This is a genomic window from Streptomyces sp. NPDC055013, assembly GCF_053608645.1.
In genome coordinates this window covers 58,564-81,247 of the sequence record NZ_JBSGVW010000043.1, presented here as the reverse complement: position 1 = coordinate 81,247, position 22,684 = coordinate 58,564, and the positions used below count along the sequence as shown (strand labels likewise).

At 67.5% G+C, this 22,684-nt stretch carries 18 protein-coding genes; 11 read left to right on the top strand and 7 right to left on the bottom strand.

Annotated elements, in window-relative coordinates; translation table 11 throughout:
* Window positions 1-180 precede the first annotated feature (180 nt).
* Complete coding sequence (locus ACWGDB_RS36330) at window positions 181-1,872, bottom strand: fumarate hydratase (RefSeq protein WP_453826365.1); 1,692 nt, start codon at window positions 1,870-1,872, stop codon at window positions 181-183.
* 168 nt (window positions 1,873-2,040) lie between these two features.
* Between ACWGDB_RS36330 and ACWGDB_RS36325 the strand changes: the two genes are divergently transcribed.
* Both ACWGDB_RS36325 and ACWGDB_RS36320 read left to right on the top strand, forming a co-directional pair.
* Window positions 2,041-2,724, top strand: coding sequence for a DUF1707 SHOCT-like domain-containing protein (locus tag ACWGDB_RS36325; RefSeq protein ID WP_453826364.1), 684 nt, complete (start codon window positions 2,041-2,043; stop codon window positions 2,722-2,724).
* A gap of 175 nt (window positions 2,725-2,899) precedes the next feature.
* Window positions 2,900-3,277 carry a WhiB family transcriptional regulator gene (locus tag ACWGDB_RS36320; RefSeq protein WP_383603400.1) on the top strand — a complete coding sequence of 126 codons (378 nt, stop codon included), beginning with the start codon at window positions 2,900-2,902 and terminating at the stop codon, window positions 3,275-3,277.
* 120 nt (window positions 3,278-3,397) lie between these two features.
* Here ACWGDB_RS36320 and glpX read toward each other — a convergent pair whose 3' ends face one another.
* Entirely contained in the window at window positions 3,398-4,435 is a 1,038-nt protein-coding gene (glpX, locus tag ACWGDB_RS36315) for a class II fructose-bisphosphatase (RefSeq protein ID WP_328423943.1), read from the bottom strand.
* Window positions 4,436-4,562: 127 nt separating this feature from the next.
* On the opposite strand from glpX, the gene ACWGDB_RS36310 reads away from it, so the two are divergent.
* Complete coding sequence (locus ACWGDB_RS36310; RefSeq protein ID WP_453826363.1) at window positions 4,563-5,084, top strand: DUF4245 domain-containing protein; 522 nt, start codon at window positions 4,563-4,565, stop codon at window positions 5,082-5,084.
* Between the two features lie 99 nt (window positions 5,085-5,183).
* On the opposite strand, the gene ACWGDB_RS36305 is transcribed toward ACWGDB_RS36310, so the two are convergent.
* The 4 genes from ACWGDB_RS36305 to ACWGDB_RS36290 form a co-directional block, all read right to left on the bottom strand.
* The gene (locus ACWGDB_RS36305) at window positions 5,184-5,774 is read right to left on the bottom strand and encodes a malonic semialdehyde reductase (RefSeq protein WP_369273164.1); all 591 of its coding nucleotides are present in this window, start codon (window positions 5,772-5,774) and stop codon (window positions 5,184-5,186) included.
* Window positions 5,775-5,924: 150 nt separating this feature from the next.
* Window positions 5,925-6,170, bottom strand: coding sequence for an exodeoxyribonuclease VII small subunit (locus ACWGDB_RS36300; protein ID WP_453826362.1), 246 nt, complete (start codon window positions 6,168-6,170; stop codon window positions 5,925-5,927).
* A 9-nt stretch (window positions 6,171-6,179) separates the two neighbouring features.
* Entirely contained in the window at window positions 6,180-7,412 is a 1,233-nt protein-coding gene (gene xseA, locus ACWGDB_RS36295) for an exodeoxyribonuclease VII large subunit (RefSeq protein ID WP_453826361.1), read from the bottom strand.
* 94 nt (window positions 7,413-7,506) lie between these two features.
* Complete coding sequence (locus ACWGDB_RS36290; RefSeq protein WP_453826360.1) at window positions 7,507-8,898, bottom strand: APC family permease; 1,392 nt, start codon at window positions 8,896-8,898, stop codon at window positions 7,507-7,509.
* A gap of 126 nt (window positions 8,899-9,024) precedes the next feature.
* Here ACWGDB_RS36290 and ACWGDB_RS36285 point away from each other — a divergent pair, with 126 nt between their 5' ends.
* Both ACWGDB_RS36285 and ppgK read left to right on the top strand, forming a co-directional pair.
* On the top strand, window positions 9,025-10,041 hold the full coding sequence (locus tag ACWGDB_RS36285; protein ID WP_383628094.1) for a 4-hydroxy-3-methylbut-2-enyl diphosphate reductase: 1,017 nt from the start codon (window positions 9,025-9,027) through the stop codon (window positions 10,039-10,041).
* A 29-nt stretch (window positions 10,042-10,070) separates the two neighbouring features.
* A complete protein-coding gene (gene ppgK / locus ACWGDB_RS36280; RefSeq protein WP_383603381.1) occupies window positions 10,071-10,820 on the top strand; it encodes a polyphosphate--glucose phosphotransferase in 750 nt (249 codons plus the stop codon).
* A 27-nt stretch (window positions 10,821-10,847) separates the two neighbouring features.
* On the opposite strand, the gene ACWGDB_RS36275 is transcribed toward ppgK, so the two are convergent.
* The gene (locus ACWGDB_RS36275; protein WP_453826359.1) at window positions 10,848-11,273 is read right to left on the bottom strand and encodes a DUF6542 domain-containing protein; all 426 of its coding nucleotides are present in this window, start codon (window positions 11,271-11,273) and stop codon (window positions 10,848-10,850) included.
* 979 nt (window positions 11,274-12,252) lie between these two features.
* On the opposite strand from ACWGDB_RS36275, the gene ychF reads away from it, so the two are divergent.
* From ychF to ACWGDB_RS36245, 6 genes are all read left to right on the top strand, one after another.
* Window positions 12,253-13,341, top strand: a complete 1,089-nt coding sequence (ychF, locus tag ACWGDB_RS36270) for a redox-regulated ATPase YchF (protein WP_383603375.1) — start codon at window positions 12,253-12,255, stop codon at window positions 13,339-13,341.
* Window positions 13,342-13,630: 289 nt separating this feature from the next.
* The gene (locus ACWGDB_RS36265; protein WP_453826358.1) at window positions 13,631-15,376 is read left to right on the top strand and encodes a type I restriction-modification system subunit M; all 1,746 of its coding nucleotides are present in this window, start codon (window positions 13,631-13,633) and stop codon (window positions 15,374-15,376) included.
* The gene (locus tag ACWGDB_RS36260; protein WP_453826357.1) at window positions 15,373-16,635 is read left to right on the top strand and encodes a restriction endonuclease subunit S; all 1,263 of its coding nucleotides are present in this window, start codon (window positions 15,373-15,375) and stop codon (window positions 16,633-16,635) included. The genes ACWGDB_RS36265 and ACWGDB_RS36260 overlap by 4 nt, the downstream gene beginning before the upstream one ends.
* Complete coding sequence (locus ACWGDB_RS36255) at window positions 16,635-20,207, top strand: type I restriction endonuclease subunit R (protein ID WP_453826356.1); 3,573 nt, start codon at window positions 16,635-16,637, stop codon at window positions 20,205-20,207. Before ACWGDB_RS36260 ends, ACWGDB_RS36255 begins: the two co-directional genes overlap by 1 nt.
* Window positions 20,208-20,210: 3 nt before the next feature.
* A complete protein-coding gene (locus ACWGDB_RS36250; RefSeq protein ID WP_453826355.1) occupies window positions 20,211-21,491 on the top strand; it encodes a CHAT domain-containing protein in 1,281 nt (426 codons plus the stop codon).
* The gene (locus tag ACWGDB_RS36245) at window positions 21,488-22,516 is read left to right on the top strand and encodes a hypothetical protein (RefSeq protein ID WP_453826354.1); all 1,029 of its coding nucleotides are present in this window, start codon (window positions 21,488-21,490) and stop codon (window positions 22,514-22,516) included. Before ACWGDB_RS36250 ends, ACWGDB_RS36245 begins: the two co-directional genes overlap by 4 nt.
* The last annotated feature ends 168 nt before the right edge of the window (window positions 22,517-22,684 follow it).

Sequence of the window (22,684 nt, the reverse complement as noted above, 5' to 3'; positions counted from 1 at the left end):
CTCCTCAAACGCCGGTGGGGCTGAATTTCCAGCGCCGGTCCAGGAAATCCAGCCCGTCCGGCGTTTGAGGACGAGGCCCGTTCAGGGTCGAAGCGGGGGTCTGGGGGCGGCAGCCCCCAGGTACGGGACGGGTAGGGGCGGCGGGGGCGAGAACCGATTGCGTGCCGCCCCCCGCAGGGACTACGCCAGCCCCGGCCCCCGTACCGGAATCGACGTGAACGTCGGCGCGGGCGCCGGGTCCTGGAAGAAGTCGTTGCCCTTGTCGTCGACGACGATGAACGCCGGGAAGTCCTCGACCTCGATCTTCCAGACGGCCTCCATGCCGAGCTCCTCGTACTCGACGACCTCGACCTTCTTGATGCAGTCCTGGGCGAGGCGGGCGGCGGGGCCGCCGATGGAACCGAGGTAGAAGCCGCCGTGCGTGCCGCACGCGTCCGTGACCTGCTTGCTCCGGTTGCCCTTCGCGAGCATCACCTTGGAGCCGCCGGCCGCCTGGAACTGCTCGACGTAGGAGTCCATGCGCCCCGCGGTCGTGGGGCCGAAGGAACCCGACGCGTAGCCCTCCGGCGTCTTGGCCGGGCCCGCGTAGTACACCGGGTGGTCCTTGAGGTACTGCGGCATCTCCTCGCCCGCGTCCAGCCGCTCCTTGATCTTGGCGTGCGCGATGTCACGGGCCACGACCAGCGGACCGGTGAGCGAGAGCCGGGTCTTGACCGGGTACTTGGTCAGCTCGGCGAGGATCTCGTCCATCGGCTGGTTCAGGTCGATCTTCACCACGTCCGAGGACTCGTCGAGGCCCGCGGCGGAGCCGCTGTTGAGCTCAGCGTCCGTGGTCTCGGGCAGGAACCGCGCCGGGTCGGTCTCCAACTGCTCCAGGAAGACCCCCTCGGCGGTGATCTTCGCGACGGCCTGGCGGTCGGCCGAGCAGGACACGGCGATGGCGACGGGGCACGAGGCACCGTGCCGCGGCAGCCGGACCACCCGCACGTCATGGCAGAAGTACTTGCCGCCGAACTGCGCGCCGATCCCGATCTTCTGCGTCAGCTCGAAGACCTTCTCCTCCAGGTCCTTGTCCCGGAACCCGTGCCCGAGCGGTGAGCCCTCGGCCGGAATCCCGTCCAGGTAGTGCGCGGAGGCGTACTTGGCGGTCTTCAGCGCGTACTCGGCGGACGTGCCGCCGACGACGATCGCCAGGTGGTACGGCGGGCAGGCGGCCGTACCGAGCGAGCGGATCTTCTCCTCCAGGAACTTCATCATGGAGGACTCGTTCAGGACGGCCTTCGTCTCCTGGTAGAGGAAGGACTTGTTGGCGGAGCCGCCGCCCTTCGCCATGAACAGGAACTTGTAGGCGCCGCCGTCGGTGGCGTACAGCTCGATCTGCGCGGGCAGGTTCGACCCGGTGTTCTTCTCCTCCCACATGGTGAGGGGAGCCATCTGCGAGTACCGCAGGTTGAGGTTCAGGTACGCGTCGTAGACGCCCCGGCTGAGGGCCTCCTCGTCGCCGCCCTCGGTGAGCACGTTCTGCCCGCGTTTGCCCATCACGATCGCGGTGCCGGTGTCCTGGCACATGGGCAGCACGCCGGCGGCCGCGATGTTGGCGTTCTTCAGCAGGTCCAGCGCCACGAACTTGTCGTTGCCCGACGCCTCGGGGTCGTCGATGATCCGCCGCAGCTGCGCGAGGTGCGCGGGCCGCAGGTAGTGCTGGATGTCGTGGATGGCCTCCGCGGCCAGCTTGCGCAGCGCCTCGGGCTCCACCTTGAGGAACGTCCGCCCGTCGGCCTCGAAGGTGGTGACACCCTCGGAGGTCACCAGCCGGTAGGGGGTGGTGTCCTCTCCCATGGGGAGCAGATCGGTGTACGCGAACTCAGGCATGTCGCCCATTCCTCACTCGACAGACAGCGGCTGGCCTCCATTGGCAGCGTCCACCAGCGTAGAACCTGCCTCCGACAGCGAGGTTGTGAGGTAAGGCTCAGTTCGATGTCCGGTGACCGAGTCGAACGGGGTCTATCGCGATCTATCGTGTTTGGGTACGCTGCTGCCGTGGACCTTCAGAAGCAGACCGCACCCGCTGCCGCCGGCGAGCTCCGTGCCTCCGACGCGGACCGCGACCGGATCGCCGACATCCTGCGCGACGCCCTGGCCGAGGGCCGACTCACCGCCGACGAGCACGCCGAGCGCGTCGAGGGCGTGCTGGCCGCCAAGACGGTCGGTGAACTGGACGTCTTCATCCGGGACCTGCCCGCCGCCCACCAGCGCCGCGCACCCCATGTGCCCGCCCCCGGCCGCCCCGCCCCGGGCGCGATCCCGGCCGAGCCCGACGACAACGTGGTCGCGGTGTTCAGCAGCGCCGTCCGCAAGGGCCGCTGGCGCGCGGGCCGCCGCATCCACGCGTACGCGATCTTCGGCAGCGTGGAGATAGACCTCAGCGAGGCCCTCTTCGAGTACCAGCAGGTGGTGATCCGGGCGTTCTCGATCTTCGGCAACGTCGAGGTCCGCGTCCCGGAGAACGTCTCGCTGCGCGGCACCGGCGGCGGCGTCCTCGGCAACTTCGAGGTGGATCACCTCGACTCGGAGGACCCGCATGCGCCGGTCGTCCATGTCGACGGCTGGGCCGTGCTCGGCAACATCGAGGGCAGGGCGAAGCGGGGGAAGCTCGTCGCGGACATCCTCGACCGCGTGCAGCGCAAGCTCGACAAGGGTTTGCGCAAGCATCTGGATCATTGACGGTTGTGAAGCGGACCGGTTCCCTCCTGGCTCCCGGGCCCTTCCGGGGGCCGCGCGACGGCGCGCAGGACCCCCCGAAATCCAGCGGTTCGGAACTGACTGCATAGGCGCGCGTACAGCGGGTAGACCTTGCTGCATCGTCTCTCGCTCGCGAAGCCGTCGTCAGGAGTAGACCGTGCTGCAACCGCCGCATTCGTCCCTGCAGGTAGCCGCCGTTCCGGCCCAGCGGGTGCCAGCGCGAGACAGGGATCAAGACGCCCCATGGCATACGGAGGCCGTGTGCCGGCGTGACGAGGCAGGCCTCTTCTTCGCCCCCTCCAAGGAGCCCACCGCGGCCCGCCTCTCCCGCGAAGAGGCCGCCAAGCGGGTCTGCGCCCGCTGTCCGGTCATGGTCGAGTGCCGCGAGCACGCCCTGCTCCAGCCCGAACCGTACGGCGTCTGGGGCGGCCTCACCGCAGCCGAACGCCGAGTGGTCCTGGCAAGGCGCAGGCGCCGCGAGATGGAACTGCAGAAGACGGCGAGGACGACCAACCGCATAGCGCAGGCAGGCTGACAAGCGAGAAACAGGGCGCCCCCTCCGCACCGGGGGCGCCCTGTTCGGCTGTGAGCTGTGAGCTGTGGTCAGGGGGCGTGGCGCAGCCGCCGACGTGCTGCGGTCCCGAGTCCCTGGGCGCTACTTCGCGCGGTCGAAATCGATCGCGCTGTACGCCCGCAGCTTGCTGAGCCGGTGCTCGGAGTCAATCCGCCGCACCGTGCCCGACTTCGAGCGCATCACGATCGAGTCGGTCGTCGCGTTCTCCGACCGGTACCGCACACCCCGCAGCAGCTCACCGTCGGTGATCCCGGTGGCGACGAAGAACACGTTGTCCCCGGCGACCAGGTCATCGGTCATCAGCACCCGGTCCAGGTCGTGACCGGCGTCGATCGCCCGCTGCCGCTCCTCGTCGTCCTTCGGCCACAGCTTGCCCTGGATGGTCCCGCCGAGACACTTCACGGCACAGGCCGAGATGATCCCCTCCGGCGTACCGCCGACGCCGAGCAGCATGTCGACGCCGGTGCCCTCGCGCAGCGCGTAGATCGACCCGGCGACATCGCCGTCGGAGATCAGCTTGATCCGCGCACCGGCGTCCCGGATCTCCTTGATGATGCCCTCGTGCCGGGGTCGGTCCAGGATGACGACGGTGACGTCCTCGGGCGTGGACCGCTTCGCCTTCGCGACCCGTCGGATGTTGACGGCCACGGGCGCGTCGATGTCGACGAAGTCGGCGGCCTCGGGGCCGGTGACCAGCTTGTCCATGTAGAAGACGGCGGACGGGTCGAACATGGACCCTCGGTCCGCCGCGGCGAGTACGGAGATCGCATTGGGCATGCCCTTGGCGGTCAGCGTGGTCCCGTCGATCGGGTCGACGGCGATGTCGACCTCGGCTCCGGTGCCGTCGCCGACCCGCTCCCCGTTGAAGAGCATCGGCGCTTCGTCCTTCTCGCCCTCACCGATGACGACGACGCCGTTCATCGACACGGTGTGGACGAGGGTCCGCATGGCGCGCACCGCGGCGCCGTCGGCGCCGTTCTTGTCGCCCCGGCCGACCCAGCGGCCCGCGGCCATCGCCGCTGCCTCGGTCACACGGACCAGTTCCAGGGCGAGGTTGCGGTCGGGGGCTTCGCTGGGTACTTCGAGCTCGGACGGCAGATGATGATGATTCTCGGTCATCGAGGCGCACCTTTCTGATACGACGACGGCCGGATGAGGGTGACCGCCCTGACTCTATCCTCGGGCGCGCAGGATGAGCAGGGGGCCCCACGGATGAGCAGCCGGGGCACCTGCGACGATAGGGGGCGTGGCAGGTTCGAACGGCAAGCAGAAGTCGGTCCGCAACATGGTCCTCTCGCTCGGAGTGACCGTGCTCGCGGCGGGAGTCATCTATCTCTTCGTCCCGCATGACGACGGCGATCCCGACCTCCCCCGGGTCGACTACCGCGTCGAGCTGCTCACCGCCCGCCGCGCGGCGTCGTACCCGGTGGTCGCGCCCCAGGGCCTGCCCGACACCTGGAAGGCGACGTCCGTCCGCTTCAAGGGCGACGACCACGACGCCTGGCATCTCGGCTTCCACCTCTCCGGCGGGCAGTACGTACAGGTCGAGCAGTCGACCGAGAAGCCGGCGACGTTCCTGGAGGAGGCCACCCAGGGCGGACAGGCGACCAAGGACACCGAGGAGATCGGCGACCGGACGTGGACGCGGTACTCGGGCGGTCGGTACGAGGCGCTGGTGCACCAGGACAAGGGCGCGACGACCGTGGTGGCGGGCACGGGCTCGTTCGAGCAGCTGACGCAGATGGCGAAGGCCCTGAAGGCGGAGTGATGGCGTGGGCGGAGTGACCGCCTGGGCATGACGAAGGCCCCCGGCGTCGCAGCCGGGGGCCTTCGTCATGCTCTTGGTTCAAGCAGCGCCAGGCCGGCGTCAGACCGTCGTGATGACCTGGTCGTACTCCAGGCGCGGGGAGCGCGGGTACCAGGCGTCGGCGCCCGGCTTGCCGATGTTCACGACCATCAGCGGGGTGTGGTCGTCGTCCAGGAACTCCTTGCGGACGCCCTCGAAGTCGAAGCCGGTCATCGGGCCGGCGGCCAGCCCGGCGGCGCGGACGCCGACGATGAAGTACGCGGCCTGCAGGGCGGCGTTCAGCCCGGCGGCGTTCTCGCGGGCCGGGCGCTCGCTGAAGAAGACGTCCTTGGCCTGCGGGAACGCCGGGAAGAGAGCCGGCAGCTCCTCGTGGAACTCGTTGTCCGCGGACAGGATCGCGACCAGCGGGGCGGCGGCGGTCTTGGCCTGGTTGCCCTCGGCCATGTGCTGCACCAGGCGCTCACGGGCCTCGGCGGAGCGGACCAGGGTGATGCGCAGCGGGGTCTGGTTGAAGGCGGTGGGGCCGTACTTGACCAGGTCGTAGATGGCCTGGACCTGCTCCTCGGTCACCGGCTCGTCGGTGAAGGTGTTCGCGGTGCGGGCCTCGCGGAACAGCAGGTCCTGGGCGGCGGGGTCAAGAACGAGAGACATGCGTGAACCTTCTCGGGTAGTGCGTGGTCGTGCGCGTCATGCGCGTAAACGGACCGGGGACCGGTTGCCGCGACCGACGGTACGCGAGTTAAGTTCAAGCTTCAACAAAAAGCGGGGCGTGGTGATCCGCTTCACAGCCCCGCTCACCCGTTACCGGTCGTCCGGGCCGCCCGCCCCGTCGCCGCCGTCCTCGGCCTCCTCGGCGAGGGCCGCGTCCAGCCGTGCGCGCGCCCCGTCCAGCCAGCGCCGGCACACCTTGGCCAGCTCCTCGCCCCGCTCCCAGAGCGCGAGGGACTCCTCCAGCGTCGTACCGCCCGCCTCCAGCCGCCGTACGACCTCGATCAGCTCGTCCCGGGCCTGCTCGTACCCGAGTGCCTCTTCCACCTTGCTGGTCATTCGCCCACCCTATGCATCGGTTCGTGCGTCGCTTCCTGCGTCGACCCGTACGGAGAACTCGCCCTCGGCGACCCGCGCCCGCAGCGCCTCGTCAGCCGTCACCTCGTCCGGGTCCCGGACCACATGCCCGTCGGCCTTCTGCAGCACCGCGTACCCGCGCTTCAGGGTCGCCGCGGGGGAGAGGGCCACCACGCGCGCGTGGGTGTGCGTCAGCTCGGAGGCGGCGCGGTCGAGGAGGTGGCCGACGCAGCGGCGGCTCCGGTCGAGGAGCGAGGCCACGTGGTCGGCGCGCTCGTCGATCATCCGGTGCGGATCCTCCATCGAGGGCCGCGCGAGCGCATGGGCGAGCCCCCGCTCCTCGCGCTCCACGAGCACCTCGGCACAACGCCGGGCCCGGTCGCGCAGCATCCGCACCCGCTCGTACTCCTCACCCACGTCCGGTACGACCTTCTTGGCCGCGTCGGTCGGGGTGGAGGCGCGCAGGTCGGCGACATGGTCGAGGAGGGGGTTGTCGGGCTCGTGCCCGATGGCGGACACGACCGGCGTCCGGCACGAGGCGACCGCCCGCACCAGCTGCTCGTCGGAGAAGGGCAGCAGATCCTCGACGCTGCCACCGCCCCGGGCGACGATGATCACATCCACGTCGTCGATCGCGTCGAGCTCCTTGACCGCCTGCACGACCTGCGGCAGGGCGTGCACGCCCTGCACGGGGACGTTGCGCACCTCGAAGCGGACCGCGGGCCAGCGGTGGCGGGCATTCTCCAGCACGTCCCGCTCGGCCGCGGAGGCCCGCCCGCAGACCAGGCCGATCAGCTGGGGGAGGAAGGGCAGCGGCTTCTTGCGCTCCGGTGCGAACAGTCCCTCGGCGGCGAGGGACTTCTTCAGCATCTCCAGCCGGGCGAGGAGCTCGCCGACACCGACGGGCCTTATCTCCGTGGCGCGCAGGGAGAGCTGGCCGCGGGGCGTGTACCACTCCGGCTTGGCGAGCACGACGACGCGGGCGCCCTCGCTCACGACGTCGGAGACGGCGTCGAACACCTGCCGGTACGCCGTCACGCTCACGGAGATGTCGTACGACGGGTCCCGCAGCGTCAGGAACACGACGCCGGCGCCGGGGCGGCGCGACAGCTGGGTGATCTGGCCCTCGACCCAGATCGCCCCGAGCCGGTCGATCCAGCCCCCGATGAGCCGGGACACCTCGCCGACGGGCAGGGGGGACTCGGGAGTCGTGTTCGCAGCCATGCGCCGAGCGTAACGGGGAGGGCTGACAACGCGGTCCAGCCGCTCGGAGCGGGGTCGACGGGGCGGATCCCCTTCAAGGACGGGCGGCGCCCCTTCAGGGACGGGACGGGTAGGGGCGGCGGCGAAGAACCAGGACGACAACCCCCACCCCCAGCCAAACGGCCCCCAGCACCTGCGCAACCCCCGCCGCCTCCACGATCACCGCCACCGTGATCGCCGCCCCCACCACCGGCACCACCCCATGCCGCCACCAACTCACCGACCCCCCGCTCTCAACCCCATCCCCACCCCCGCGCCGCACCACAAACCACCCCACCACGCTCGCGTGCAGCAACGTGAACGCCGTCAGCGCCCCGACGTTGACCACCGACGCCAAGTGATCCAGCCCGTCGTCCCGCCGAGCCGCCCACACGGCAGCGACCAGCGTGACGACGCCCGCGCACAGCAGAGCGGCCCGCGGCACCCCGGAGTCCGTCCTGGACAGCACCCGCGGCAACCGCCCGGCCCGCCCCATCGCGAACAGCAACCGCCCCGCCGCGGCCTGCCCCGCCAGCGCGGCGAACGCCGCGCCGATCGCCTTGCTCACGGCCACGAGATCGTGCAGCCACGTCCCCACCGACGCGTCCACGGCGTCGTAGAACGCAGCCCCCTGCCGCTCCGGCTCGGCCGCCAGCCGGGCGGACGACACCGGCTCCAGCAGCGCCACCAGATAGGTCTGCGCGATGAACAGCACCCCGGCCAGCGCAAGGCAGAGGAGCACCGCCCGAGCCACCTTCTCCGACCCTCCGGTCACCTCCTCCGCGAAGGAGACGATCGCGTCGAAGCCCAGAAACGACAGCACAGCGATCGACACCGCGCCGACCACCGCCGCCACCTCGAACGAACCCTGCGTACCGTCCCCCGACAGCGGCGACAGCCACCCCCGCTCAGCCCCGTCCCGCGCGAGCGCGACCACCGCCGCCACCACGAACACCAGCAGGACCACGATCTCCATGGCGAGCACCAGGAAACCGACCCGCGCCGCCACCCGCACGCCCCACAGGTTCAGCAGCGTCGTGATCACCACCGCCAGCGCGGTCCACACCCACCGCGACACGTCCGGCACCAGCGCGTTCATCGCGATGCCGGAGAAGAGATAGGCGACGGCGGGGATCAGGAGGTAGTCCAGCATCGCCATCCAGCCGGCGATGAATCCGGCCCGCTCACCGAGCCCCGCGCGCGCGTAGGCGAACACCGACCCCGCCTGGGGGACCACCCGCACCATCTGCGCGTAGCTGAACGCGGTGAACGCCATGGCGACCGTCGCGACGAGGTACACCAGCGCGACCGCCCCGTGCGATCGCGCGTCCAGCGTGCCGAACACGCCGACGGGCGCCATGGGCGCGATGAACAGCAGCCCGTAGACGACCAGGTCACGGAAGCCGAGGCTCCGGCGAAGCTCGTGTCCCCCGTCGGACGTACGTTCCGCCGTGCCGGTCCCGGACATCACGCCTCCGCCAGTGCCTCGTCCGTCGCTCGGTTTCCCACCCCTCACAGCCCACGGTCAGTCTCCCCACCAACCTGTCACCCACGCGATCTTCGACCCGCCGAAGGCACCCTTACGATGGGACGCATGACTGCTTCGCCTGGCCGCCGTGTCCTGCTCGCCGCCCCCCGTGGCTACTGCGCGGGAGTGGACCGCGCCGTGATCGCCGTCGAGAAAGCCCTGGAGCAGTACGGCGCTCCGGTGTACGTCCGGCACGAGATCGTCCACAACAAGTACGTCGTGCAGACCCTGGAGAAGAAGGGCGCCATCTTCGTCGAGCGCACGGAGGAGGTGCCGCCGGGGAACATCGTGATGTTCTCCGCGCACGGCGTCGCCCCCGTCGTCCACGAAGAGGCCAAGCGCGGCCAACTCGCCACCATCGACGCCACCTGCCCGCTGGTCACCAAGGTCCACAAGGAAGCCGTCCGCTTCGCGGGCGAGGACTACGACATCCTCCTGATCGGACACGAGGGCCACGAAGAGGTCATCGGCACGTCCGGCGAGGCACCCGAGCACATCCAGCTCGTCGACGGCCCGGGCGACGTCGCCAAGGTCGAGGTCCGCGACGAGTCGAAGGTCGTCTGGCTCTCCCAGACCACCCTGTCCGTCGACGAGACCATGGAGACCGTCGACGCGCTGAAGGAGAAGTTCCCGCAGCTCATCTCCCCGCCCAGCGACGACATCTGCTACGCCACGCAGAACCGCCAGCTCGCCGTGAAGCAGATGGGCGCCGAGGCCGAGCTGGTCATCGTGGTCGGCTCCCGCAACTCCTCCAACTCCAAGCGGCTGGTCGAGGTCGCCAAGCTGGCCGGCTCCCGCGAGGCCTACCTCGTGGACTTCGCCAGCGAGATCGAGGAGGCCTGGCTGGAGGGTGTCACCACGGTGGGCGTCACCTCCGGCGCGTCCGTCCCGGAGGTGCTGGTCGAGGAGGTCCTGGAGTGGCTGGCCCAGCGTGGCTACGGCGACGTCGAGCTGGTCAGGGCGGCCGAGGAGTCGATCACCTTCTCGCTGCCGAAGGAGTTGCGCCGCGACCTGCGTGACGAGGCGGCGGCGCTGATCGCCGAGCGCACGGGGGCCGGCGGTTCCGGCGACTCCGGGGAGTGACTGTCAGTCCTTCGTCGTAACGTAGGGCCATGCAGATCTTCGGCTTGGACATCGGCGGATCCGGGATCAAGGGTGCCCCGGTGGACCTGGACAGGGGCGACCTGGCGGAGGAGCGCTTCAAGGTGCTCACTCCGCACCCGGCCACGCCGGACGGGGTGGCGGACGGTGTGAAACAGGTCGTCGAGCACTACGGCTGGACAGGGCCGGTCGGGCTCACCTTCCCCGGCGTGGTCACCGGCGGCTCCACGATCCGTACGGCGGCGAACGTCGACAAGAGCTGGATCGACACGGACGCGCGCGCGTTGTTCAGCGAGCGCCTCGGCGGCCACTCGGTCACGGTGGTCAACGACGCGGACGCGGCCGGCGTCGCCGAGATGCGCTTCGGGGCGGGCCGCGACCGCCGGGGCACCGTGATCCTCCTCACTTTCGGCACGGGTATCGGTAGCGCGCTGTTCACCGACGGCGCCCTGGTCCCCAACACCGAGCTGGGCCACCTCGAACTCCACGGCCACGACGCCGAGAAGCGTGCCTCCAGCAAGGCCAAGGAGGACGAGGACCTGTCCTGGGAGCACTGGGCCCACCGCGTCCAGAAGTACCTCGCCCATGTCGAGATGCTGTTCTCCCCGGAGCTGTTCATCATCGGCGGCGGGGTGAGCAGGAAGGCCCACAAGTTCCTGCCGCACATCGAGGGCATCAAGGCGGAGATCGTCCCGGCGCAGCTGCAGAACAACGCGGGCATCGTGGGTGCGGCGATGCACGCGGCGGAGCAGGCCCGCTAGCCGACGGTCCGCCCGTGGGATCGGCGGTCACGCCTGCCGGCGTCGGGCCGCCTCGCTGCGCGCCACCAGGCGCACTCTGCGGACGACCACGATGAGACCGGCGATCAGCGTCCCCGCGTACAGCCACCCGGCCTGTGTCGCGAGGCCGGTGAAGAGGCCCATCAGGTGCCCGTTGATCCCCCCACCGTGGTCGGACACCGCAAGCAGCCCCACGGCGAACGCGATCGGCAGGACCACCGGCGGGGTCATCAGGTCGCCCCTGCGCACCCAGACCGCGGTCAGCACACACACCGGCACGAACAGCACGCCGTACAGCGTGAGCGACGCCCCGAACAGCAGGGAGTCGAGGTACCCGAGCACGACCATCACGGCACCGCAGAACAGGCCGCTGCCCAGCCCGGTGAGCCGCGGGTTGGGAAACCGGCGCAGAGCCCGCGGCGCCGGGGGCGACACGGGCTGCCGTACCGCCGCTGCCGCCTGGACCGAAATCGGGCGGCGCTGGGAGACGGGACGGGTGGCGCGCGGGGGCGAGGCGGGTTGCGCGGGCCGGGAGGGCCGGCCGACACGGGCGGCCGCTGCTTCCCGTCCGGCCCCCGGGGTCCCTGCGGCCCCGGCCTCCGGTGCCTCTACGGCTCCCGCGGACCCGGCGGACCGGGCAGGCCAGGCGGACCGTGTGGGCCAGGCCGACCGAGCCGCACCGCTCCCACCTCGTGAGAATCCGCCCTCGCCCCGCCTCATACGACCCTCACCCCGCACCACTCGGTCTTCACCCCGCGCCGGTCCACACGCGCCGTCTTCACTTCGCTGCCGCCCCGCACTGTTTCGCCCGCGCCCCGCACCGCGCCGTTCGCGCCGTGCTCCAAGCTGTCCTCTCCCCGCACTGCTCCGCTCACACCTCGCGCCAGTCCCTGCGCACCGCGCTTCACTGCGCCCGCGCCCCGCATTGGTCCGCCCGAGGCCCGCGTCGGCCCGTCCCTTCCCCGTACCGCGCCGCCTGTGCCCCGCGCCGGCCGGCCCCAGCCTCTCGCCGGCCCGCCCCCGCTTTCCACGGCCCCGCCCCCTTTCCGCACCTTCTCGACCTTCCCCCGCGTGACGCGTCCCCCGCCCCGCCCCGCCGCCCCTGCACCCCGATCCGCCCGCTGCGGCAAGGGTGGTGGCGTGCCGCGTGGCGGTCCGTGCCCGGCAGGTCGCGCCCTGTATTGCTCCACTGGTCCAACCCTAGGTCGGCTTATGTGGTGAATCGGGGATCGGACACGCCCAGGGGCGGACCTTGGCCAGGTGTTCGACAGGGCGCAGGGGCCCGGGCCGGTACGCCGTAGACTGGTGGATCGGCCCGTGCATCTGCATCGAAGATCGATCTGCATCGAAGATCGAAGAAGGACCGGGCCCCAGCCAAGCCCCTGAAGTCCTCTCACGTACGGGAAGTCGCAACGTGTCGCTCACGATCGGAATCGTCGGTCTGCCGAATGTCGGCAAGTCGACCCTGTTCAACGCCCTGACCAAGAACGACGTGCTGGCGGCCAACTACCCGTTCGCCACGATCGAACCGAACGTCGGCGTGGTCGGTGTCCCGGACCCGCGCCTCACCAAGCTGGCCGAGATCTTCTCCTCCCAGCGCGTCCTGCCGGCCACCGTCGACTTCGTCGACATCGCGGGCATCGTGCGCGGCGCCTCCGAGGGTGAGGGCCTGGGCAACAAGTTCCTCGCGAACATCCGTGAGTCCGACGCCATCTGCCAGGTCATCCGCGCCTTCAAGGACGAGAACGTCGTACACGTCGACGGCAAGGTCTCGCCCAAGGACGACATCGAGACGATCAACACCGAGCTGATCCTCGCCGACCTCCAGACCATCGAGAAGGTCCTGCCCCGGCTCCAGAAGGAGTCGCGGATCAAGAAGGACATCGCGCCGAAGGTGAAGGCCGTCGAGGAGGCCCAGGAGATCCTGGAGAAGGGCGACACGCTCTTCGCGCACGGCATCGTCCAGGGCACCGAGCGCAACGAGCTCCTGCACGACCTGCACCTGCTGACCACGAAGCCCTTCCTGTACGTCTTCAACGTCGACGAGGACGAGCTGATCGACGAGGACTTCAAGAACGAGCAGCGCGCCCTCGTCGCCCCCGCCGAGGCGATCTTCCTCAACGCCAAGCTGGAGGCGGACCTCGCCGAGCTCGACGAGGACGAGGCCCTCGAACTCCTCCAGTCCGTCGGCCAGGAGGAGCCCGGCCTCGCCACCCTCGCCCACGTCGGTTTCAACACCCTCGGCCTGCAGACCTACCTGACGGCCGGCCCCAAGGAATCCCGCGCCTGGACCATCAAGAAGGGCGCCACCGCCCCCGAGGCCGCCGGGGTCATCCACACCGACTTCCAGAAGGGCTTCATCAAGGCCGAGGTCATCTCCTTCGCCGACCTGGTGGAAACCGGCTCGGTCGCCGAGGCCCGCGCCAAGGGCAAGGCGCGCATGGAGGGCAAGGACTATGTGATGCAGGACGGGGATGTCGTGGAGTTCCGGTTCAACGTGTAGTCGCCGACATATCACCACGTCGCTGATCTTGCAAACGTGCAGGTCAGAGAGGGCCCGACTCTTCAGAGTCGGGCTCTTGGTTTTTTCCCGTGCTGGGATGGTGCTGGGATAGCTGACCCCTCGTCACCTGTCGTCATCCCTGGTCATCCGTACCGTGCTGGGATTGTGCTGGGACGTGGATGCGGCGCCGGTGCTGGGTTCTGCTCTGGTGAGTAGCCGAACCGTGGGACGGCGACTGCTGGCTCTGGCAAAGTGATCGGCACTGCAAGACGATTCTCGTGAGGAACTTGTGAGCGCGCTCGGTAGCTTCATCTGGTCTATCGCTGACCAACTTCGGGGCCCCTATCGCCCCAACCAGTACGGGACCGTGGTCCTCCCGTTCACGATCCTGCGGCGGCTCGACTGCATCCTTGAGCCCGATCATGCGACGGTGCGAGAGCTGGCAGCGAAGTTCGAGAACCCGAACCGGCTCAAGGTCGAGGTCAAGAAGGCCACGGGGCGGACCTTCTACAACACCTCCAACTACTCGTTCGCGAACCTGCTAGCCGACGCGGACGGGCTGGCGGACAATCTTGCCGACTACATCGACCGGTTCTCCAGCGATGTGGACGTGTTCGAGTACTTCGACTTCAAAAACGAGATCCTGGCTCTGGAGAAGGCCGGGCTCCTACGCGAGATCGTCAAGTCCTTCGGCAAGGTCGACCTCCACCCTGATGTGGTGTCGAACTCCGACATGGGCGACGCCTTCGAATACATCATCCGCAAGTTCAACGAGGCAGCGAACGAGACCTCCGGCGACCACTACACGCCGCGCGATGCGATCCGGCTGCTGGTCGACCTGCTCTTCGCGGAGAAGGACGTCGACCTCACCGAGGGCGGCATCATCCGAACGCTGTACGACCCCACCGCTGGCACCGGCGGCATGCTCTCCCTGGCAGAGGAGCACCTGCTCGCAGGGAACCCCAACGCGAAGCTGGGCCTGTACGGCCAGGAGTACAACCCGCAGTCGTACGCCATCTGCAAGTCCGACCTGCTTGCCAAGGGCCACGACGCGACCAACATCGCCTTCGGTAACACGCTCACCGACGACGCCTTCAAGGGCCGCCAGTTCGACTACTGCATGTCCAACCCGCCCTACGGTGTGGACTGGAAGCAGTACGCCAAGGCGGTCAAGGAGGAGCGCGACTCCGCTGGCCCCTACGGCCGCTTCGCGCCGGGCCTCCCCGCGACATCCGACGGGCAGATGCTCTTCCTGCTCCACCTGGCCCACAAGATGCGCGCGCCCGAGGATGGTGGCGGCCGCGTCGGCATCGTCATGAACGGCTCTCCGCTCTTCAACGGCGCCGCCGAATCCGGCCCTTCCAACATCCGCCGGTGGCTGCTGGAGAACGACCTCGTCGAGGCGATCGTCGCCCTGCCGACCAACATGTTCTTCAACACCGGCATCGCCACCTACATCTGGATTCTGGACAACACCAAGCACGCCGACCGCCAGGGCAAGGTGCAGCTGATCGACGGCACGTCGTTCTGGACCAAGATGCGCAAGAACCTCGGCGCCAAGGGACGCGAGATCAGCGACGCCGACCGCGCCGAGGTCCTGCGGCTGTACGACGACTTCGAGGACGCCGATCCCGAGCTCTCCAAGGTGCTGCGCAACGACGAGTTCGGCTACTGGACGGTCACCGTCGAGCGCCCCCTGCTGGACGAGGGCGGGAACCCTGTCGTCAACCGCAAGGGCGAACCGAAGCCCGATTCGAAGAAGCGCGACACGGAGAACGTGCCCTTCACCTACGGCGGCTCGACCGCCGGCGCGGCGGCGGAGCGCGAAGTCATCCAGGCGTACTTCGATGCGGAGGTGAAGCCGCACGTTCCCGACGCCTGGATCGACTGGGCCAAGACCAAGACGGGTTACGAGATCCCCTTCACGCGGCACTTCTACAAGTATGTTCCGCCTCGTCCGCTCGCGGAGATCGACGCCGACCTGGAGAAGCAGGTTGCCAAGATCCTCGATCTGCTGCGGGAGGTTGAGGGATGACACGAGCACAGTTTGATCTTGAGCAGGCTTGGGCCGGCAACGTCCCATCGCACTGGCGCTGGAGTAGAAACAAAGAACTCCTGGCAGAGTCGCTGTCTGTTTCGCCCGAAGGTACAGAGGAACTTCTCAGCGTGTCGCATCTGACTGGGATCACCCCGAGGTCAGAGAAGAACGTGACGATGACTGCTGCGGAGAGCCTCGATGGCTACCGCCTCGTGGAGGCGGGCGATCTCGTCATTAATACGATGTGGGCGTGGATGGGGGCGCTCGGCGTCTCGAAGCAGGCTGGCATCGTGAGCCCTGCGTACGGTGTGTACAGGCCGCGTCCGAACGCAGCCTTCTGTCCTGGGTTTTACGACTACCTCTACCGATCGACGCCGTACGTGATGGAGATGACTCGCCTCTCCCGCGGCATCTGGTCGTCGCGCCTTCGGATCTACCCTGACGTCTTCCTCAGCATGGCGATCCCAGTGCCGCCGCTGGAAGAACAGCGCGCCATCGCCGACTACCTCGACCGTGAAACGGCTCGCCTTGACATCCTCATCGAGGAACAGCAGCGTTTGGTCGAGATGCTCCGTGAGCGTCGACAGGACCTTATCCGGGACGCGGTCCTCGGTGCGATCAATCCGTTTTCGCCCCCGCCGGATGTCACTTTCACCGCCATCGGATATCACTTCTCGGTAACGCTGGGGAAGATGCTGGACGGAAGTAAAGAGACCCGCGCCGGGGATCTGATGCTCCCGTACATCAGGGCCGGGAACATCCAAGATTCCGGGCTGCGGCTTAGCGATGTCAAGCAAATGCCCTACTCAGCCACCGAGGCAGTAAGTCTCAACCTGCTCAAGGGCGACTTGCTCGTTGTCGAGGGCGGCGCAGTCGGGACGAATGTGGTTATCGATCGCGACATGCCCGGATGGTCCTTCCAGAAGACTGTCAACCGACTCCGGCCGCTGAATAACTGGTCATCTTCCTGGCTGGGTTACGTGCTGCGGACCTATCGAGACGTGGGAGTGATCGACATCGTATGCAACAAGTCGACCATTCCTCATCTAACTGCTGAAAAGTTGCGAGCGATGCGTATTCCCGTGGTGCAGCCTCAGGCGCAACGGCGCGTAGCCGCCATGCTGGACCAAGAGTCCACGAAGATCGACAGACTCATCGCCGAGTCAGATCGTTTCATTGAGCTCTCTAGAGAGCGAAGGTCAGCGTTGATCACGGCGGCAGTGACGGGACAGATCGACGTACACAAGGTGGCGTGATGGCCGACCACAACGAGGCGATCTTCGAGAAGGAGATCTGCGATTACCTCGAGACCCGCGGCTGGCTGTACTCGGTGAATGACCACGACGGCGGCGAGTACGACCGTGAGCGGGCTCTGTTCCCGGCAGATCTGTTCGCGTGGCTAGAGGCGACGCAGAAGACGGCGTACGAGAAGGCGCTGAAGGCGGCGGGGTCCCAGGCGAAGTTCCTTGACGTGCTGACCACAGCGTTGGACAAGCCCCTTGAGCATGGCGGCGGGACGCTGAACATCCTCCGTAACGGGGTTCAGTACATCGGTGGCGGCCGGTTGAAGATGGCGCAGTTCCGCCCCGAGACCTCGCTCAACTCGACCACCGTGTCGCATTACGAGGCGATGCGGGTGCGGGTGGTGCGGCAGGTGCACTTCTCGACGGCCGACCAGCGCACCATCGATCTGGTGTTCTTCATCAACGGGCTCCCGGTGGCCACGGTGGAGCTGAAGACCGACTTCACCCAGTCGCTGGACGAGGCGATCAATCAGTACAAGCACGACCGAAAGCCGCTGACGAACGGGCGCCCGGAGCCGCTGCTGTCGTTCGGTCACCGTGCGCTGGTGCACTTCGCGGTCTCCAACAACCTGGCGGCCATGACCACGAAGTTGGAAGGGGACAAGACCCATTTCCTTCCGTTCAACATCGGCTTCGACAGCGGTGCCGGCAACCCGCCTGGCGCGAACGACGGGTCGGCGACGACATACCTATGGGAACGCGTCTGGGAGAAGCACGCCTGGCTGAACATCATCGGGCGGCTGATGATCGTGCAGACCAAGGAGGAGTGGGACGTCACCACCGGCACCTCGGTGCGGCGTACGAGCATGCTCTTCCCACGCTTCCACCAGTGGGAGGCCGTCACGAACATCGTCTCCTCAGTGAAGGAGGAGGGTGTCGGGCACCGGTACTTGATCGAGCACTCGGCCGGGTCAGGAAAGACGAACACCATCGCCTGGACCGCGCACGGGCTGGCCCGACTGCATGATGCCGACGACCAGAAGGTCTTCGACTCCGTCATCGTGGTCGTGGACCGTACAGTGCTCGACTCCCAGCTGCAGGATGCGATTCGGCAGATCGACGGAAACAAGAAGATTGTCGCGACGATCAGTCCCGAGGACGTCCGCAAGGCCGGCGCGAAGTCGAAGTCGGGTCTGCTGGCGCAGGCGTTGAAGAGCGGCGAGCTAATCATCGCGGTGACAGTGCAGACCTTCCCGCACGCGCTGGAAGAGATCCGGACCGACGCCAGCCTGAAGGGCAAGCGATTCGCCGTGATCGCTGATGAGGCGCATTCCTCTCAGTCGGGGCAGATCTCCTCGAAGCTGAAGCAGGTACTGACGGCCGAGGAGCTCAAGGAGATCGAGGAGGGCGGGGATGTCGATGTGGAGTCGGTGCTGGCCTCGGAGATGACCGAGCGGGCCGAATCGGAGAACATCTCCTACTTTGCGTTCACCGCGACGCCGAAGAACAAGACCCTCGAACTGTTTGGCCGCAAGGGCCCCGACGGCAAGCCGGGCGAGTTCCACCTGTACTCGATGAAGCAGGCGATCGAGGAGGGATACATCCTCGACGTCCTCAAGGGCTACCAGTCCTACGACACCGCGTTGCAGATCGCCGGCAAGGCCGAGGCCGGTGACGGAGGCGAGGTCGAGGAGGCCGCCGCCCGCAAGGGTCTGATGAGGTGGGTTCAGCTCCACCCGACGAACGTCAGCCAGAAGGTGCAGATCGTCGTCGAGCACTTCCACGCCAACGTCGCCTACCTCCTCGAAGGCAAGGCGAAGGCGATGGTGGTGACCGACTCGCGCAAATCCGCGGTGAAGTACAAGCTGGCGATAGATGCGTACATCGCCAAGCGCCGCGCCGAGGACGCCTCGTACGACTACCGCACCCTGGTCGCTTTTTCGGGCGGGGTGACGATGCCCGAGGACGAGACCTGGCACAGCGACTGGGGTCCGCAACCGTCGAAGGACGACGAGTTCACCGAGGCCAACATGAACCCCGGTGCCGGGGCTGATCTGGCGGCCGCCTTCAAGGGCGACACGTACAAGATCATGCTGGTCGCAAACAAGTTCCAGACCGGCTTCGACCAGCCCTTGCTCTCGGCGATGTACGTCGACAAGAAGCTGTCGGGTGTCACCGCAGTGCAGACGCTCTCGCGTCTCAACCGTACCCACCGGACCGCTGGTGGGGAGCAGAAGCGTAAGACGTTCGTCATCGACTTCGCCAACAAGCCCGAGGACATCAAGACGGCCTTCGAGCCGTACTTCAAGAACGCGACTCTGGAGACCGAGACCGACCCGTATGTCGTCGTCCATCTGGCCAACAAGCTTGCCCAGACCGGCATCTACACCGAGGACGACGTCCGCAAGGTCGCCGAATTGTGGGTGACACGGAAGGGCAACAACGCTCTCTCGGCGGCGATCAGCCCGGCGCAGCACGACTTCCGGCGCCGCTACGCGCGGGCGATCGAGGAGGAAGACCAGGTAAAGCTTCAGGAGCTCGACCTGTTCCGAAAGGATGTCTCCACCTACGTACGGCTCTACGACTTCATGTCACAGATCGTCGACTACGGCGATCCCTACATGGAGATGCTCTCGATCTTCCTGCGCCTGCTGGAGAAGGTGATTGCCGAGTCCGCTTGGGCGGCCGACGTAGACCTCTCCGACGTGGTGTTGGTCGGGGTCAAGCACAACAAGGCGATCCCGGTCGACATCTCACTCGTGGGCGACGGGCAGCTGAAGGGCATCAGCGCCGCCGGTACGGGAGCGAAGAAGGATCCGAAGTACGTCGCACTTCAGGTCGTCATAGACAAGATGAACGACCTCTTCGGCGCCGAAACGTTCGCTGCTTCCCAGATCAGGGAGTTCGTACAGGGCCTCTTGCAACTGCTGCTCGCCGACCCGAACCTGGTCCAGCAAACCAAGGTGAACTCTAAGAAGCAGTTCCTGGAGTCGCAGGACTTCCAAGCCGCCGTCACGGAGGCAGTCGCAGAAAACCAAGACGCCCACAACGCGATGGCCGACTACTTCTTCACCGACGGGCCAGCGATCAACTCGATCATCGTTGCCCTCGCGGATGCCTTCTACGAAGCAGCGGTCGCCTCCCATGCAGTCGCCGGCAGCGTGGTTGATATTGACGTGGCACCTCCGGCGCTTTCGGCACCGCCACGCTGCCGCGCGCATCTGACGCTCTTGGACGACAACCCCACTGTGGGGACTCCAGTACACGTGACACTGAAGCTGATTGCTGAGCCCCAGCATCCATGGGCCCGCCAGGGGGAGCGGCCCCCGCTGGACATCGTGGCAGTGCCGTTGAGCAGCGCGGAGGTTGCACCCGCCACGATGATGTACCACCCCGGAGACGCCGAATCCGAGCAGTTCCGCTTCACGGCCCTGGAGCCCGGCACGCACCGGATCCGGTTCACCCTGGTACATCACGACACAGGCACCGTCTTGCAGCAGGTGGAGTCCGACCTGTCCTTCACGGAGACGAAGCCCAGTAGGTCGGGGAATAGACAGCTGCGGCCACGCACGGGGAGGGCCTGACCGATGCCCCGTGAATTGACCACCCGCATTGTTCAGGACCCCAGCGACGGCTTCCGCTTCCTGCCGCACCTGACGACGCAGGCTCCCGATCTCCTCGTCAGCTTCGACGTCCTCGGCGGAGGCCGGATCAGGGCGCGGATGTCAGGATCGGCCGTTCCGGCACTCCACGGCACCGAACATAAGGTTGACTTGCATGCCACGCCCGATGAGGTCCATGGGGCAGCGGCCCGGCTCCGTGCCCGATGGAAAACACAGTTCGTTGACTTCCAGCCGGTCGACGACCTGGGTCGCTCTGTACAGGGTCGACGGCGCCCGTACGCAACGTCCGCGGACCTCAGTGCCGAACCTGAGGAGGAGCTGCGCCGGATAGTGGCCGATCTGGCTCGAAGCGGGGAATCACTGCTGTTCAGCACTCTGCTGCGCGGTGACGACGAACCGACCAAGGTATTCCGCAACTCCCTGCGTTCGGCCCTGTCCCAGGAGGGGCTGCGGGTACGGTTCGACTCCGAACTACATCTGCCCTGGCCATTGCTGTGCACAACCGAGGATTCCACCGTGCCTGCAACCTTGGAGGTTCTTTTCACTCGCTTCCTCGGCCATCGGCATCAGATCGAGCACACCAGTGATGCCTACGCGTGGATCGGGCCGCCCGGAGCAGCCCACGAACGGCCCTCGGTCAGCCTGAACCACGATGTCCACGTGGGCGGCGCCACCCGTGCGGATGAAGTCGCGAAGGCACTGGCGGCGGGCACGGAGTACACCGTACGAACGACCTATGAGGAACTCGTCCGCGATCTGGAGAAGCCCGAACTGGACGAGCAGTTGATGTACTTCTGGTGCCACGGAGAGTTCGTCGGCAACCCTCCCGAACCCCCGACCCTGGTCATCAAGCTCACCGACGGCGCCCCCATCGACGGCCACACCGTACGTGAGCTACGGGCCAACTACCGGCACGGTTGTTTCCGACCGCTTGTCCTACTCAACGCCTGCCACACCGGAGTCTCCGCGGCGAGTGCGGACCGAGCGTTCCTTGGGAGCATGCTCATCGAGCACGGCGCGCAGGGCGTGCTTGGGCCGCAAATCGCGATGCCGCAGGCGTTTGCCGCCGAATACGCGCTCGAGTTCGTCACCCGCTACCTTCGCGGGGCAGCGACCGCTGGCCAGATCACTCATGAGTTGGCCCGGCACTTCGCCGCCCGATACCGAAATCCCCTGGGCTTCGCCTACGGCCTGCACTGCGGCATGGATGCCCGTCTGGATCGGACAAGTGGAGGCGAGGCATGAGCCGTGTCGTCACCGTGGAGGTTGTTGACCTGGATGCAACGGGCTGGCTGCTCGACGCCGACACGGGTGAGCCTGTGCCCGAGGCCTGGCTGCGCCATTACTTCGCGGAGCGCCTCGCCCCGCCTGTCTGGGCGACGGACATATTCGTCTATGTTCACGGTTGGCAGACCTCGCCCGACTCCGCCCACCGCACCGCCGAGCGACTGTTGGCTCTGATGCAGGGCGTCCGTGCGACAGCTCCGGCCCGGTACCCGGCCCTAGCGGCCAAGGGCTTCGACCCATGGTGTGTCGTCGTGCGCTGGCCATCTTCCAGCCTGGTCACCCCCACCGGCTACCGCAGGATCCGGGACCGGGCGCACGCGATGGGCGCACGCGACGGAGGAGGCCACGCCGCCCACATCCTGGGCCGACTCCTCGGCTATCTGGACGCCGAGCGCGCCGACCCTGGAGCAGCGCCCGTGCTCGCCAACCGAGACGGTCAGTACCTCCACCTCGTCGGGCACTCCTTCGGCTGCCGCTTCCTGTGCGAGGCAGTCCAATGGTCGGCAGATGCCCGCCTTGATGACACACTCGGCTGGAGCGTGACAGACCACTCGCCATCCCGCCCGTTCACCGCCGACAGCATGCTGCTATTTCAGATGGCCGCAAGCCGGGATGCGTTCCTCTCGCTCTTTCCGAACATCCTGCCGAGCGAGGCGCATGACGGCGCTCCGCTGAGGGGCCCCGTCGTTGCCACTTACTCCCGTCACGACCGGGCGACGGGGTTCTGGCACCTGCGGGCCGAGCAGCAACCCGGCATCGGACACTCCGGAATTGGTCCGGCCCCAGCGCCCATGTTCACCACGCCCCTGTTGCCACTCGACGAGCGGTATCCGCACTCCGCGCTCGACCACCGTTTCGTCAACATCGACGCCTCCGACGTGTATGTTCGCGGGCGCCACCTCAATCCGGCAGGTGCCCATTCCGATCACGTGCGCGCTGAGTCGGCACACCTGCTACTCAGCCTCGCGGACTACTCGCGCTGAGGAGACGGTCCAAGGTCCCCATCGCCAGAGGAGCTGCACCGTCGCGCAACTCGTGTACGCCGCCACCGCTCATCCGCTATATCTCGCGCAGCCGACCGTGGCACCGCTCACTGAACCTTGGCCCTCCCGGGCCTTTCAAAATGACCCCACGGGGTTCGTTGGGCCCAG

Coding starts and splice junctions, on each gene's coding strand:
- ACWGDB_RS36330 (WP_453826365.1), bottom strand. CDS start 1,872: ATGCCTGAGTTCGCGTACACCGATCTGCTCCCCATGGGAGAGGACACC.
- glpX (WP_328423943.1), bottom strand. CDS start 4,435: ATGACCGAGAATCATCATCATCTGCCGTCCGAGCTCGAAGTACCCAGC.
- ACWGDB_RS36305 (WP_369273164.1), bottom strand. CDS start 5,774: ATGTCTCTCGTTCTTGACCCCGCCGCCCAGGACCTGCTGTTCCGCGAG.
- ACWGDB_RS36300 (WP_453826362.1), bottom strand. CDS start 6,170: ATGACCAGCAAGGTGGAAGAGGCACTCGGGTACGAGCAGGCCCGGGAC.
- xseA (WP_453826361.1), bottom strand. CDS start 7,412: ATGGCTGCGAACACGACTCCCGAGTCCCCCCTGCCCGTCGGCGAGGTG.
- ACWGDB_RS36290 (WP_453826360.1), bottom strand. CDS start 8,898: ATGTCCGGGACCGGCACGGCGGAACGTACGTCCGACGGGGGACACGAG.
- ACWGDB_RS36285 (WP_383628094.1), top strand. CDS start 9,025: ATGACTGCTTCGCCTGGCCGCCGTGTCCTGCTCGCCGCCCCCCGTGGC.
- ppgK (WP_383603381.1), top strand. CDS start 10,071: ATGCAGATCTTCGGCTTGGACATCGGCGGATCCGGGATCAAGGGTGCC.
- ACWGDB_RS36260 (WP_453826357.1), top strand. CDS start 15,373: ATGACACGAGCACAGTTTGATCTTGAGCAGGCTTGGGCCGGCAACGTC.
- ACWGDB_RS36255 (WP_453826356.1), top strand. CDS start 16,635: ATGGCCGACCACAACGAGGCGATCTTCGAGAAGGAGATCTGCGATTAC.
- ACWGDB_RS36250 (WP_453826355.1), top strand. CDS start 20,211: ATGCCCCGTGAATTGACCACCCGCATTGTTCAGGACCCCAGCGACGGC.
- ACWGDB_RS36245 (WP_453826354.1), top strand. CDS start 21,488: ATGAGCCGTGTCGTCACCGTGGAGGTTGTTGACCTGGATGCAACGGGC.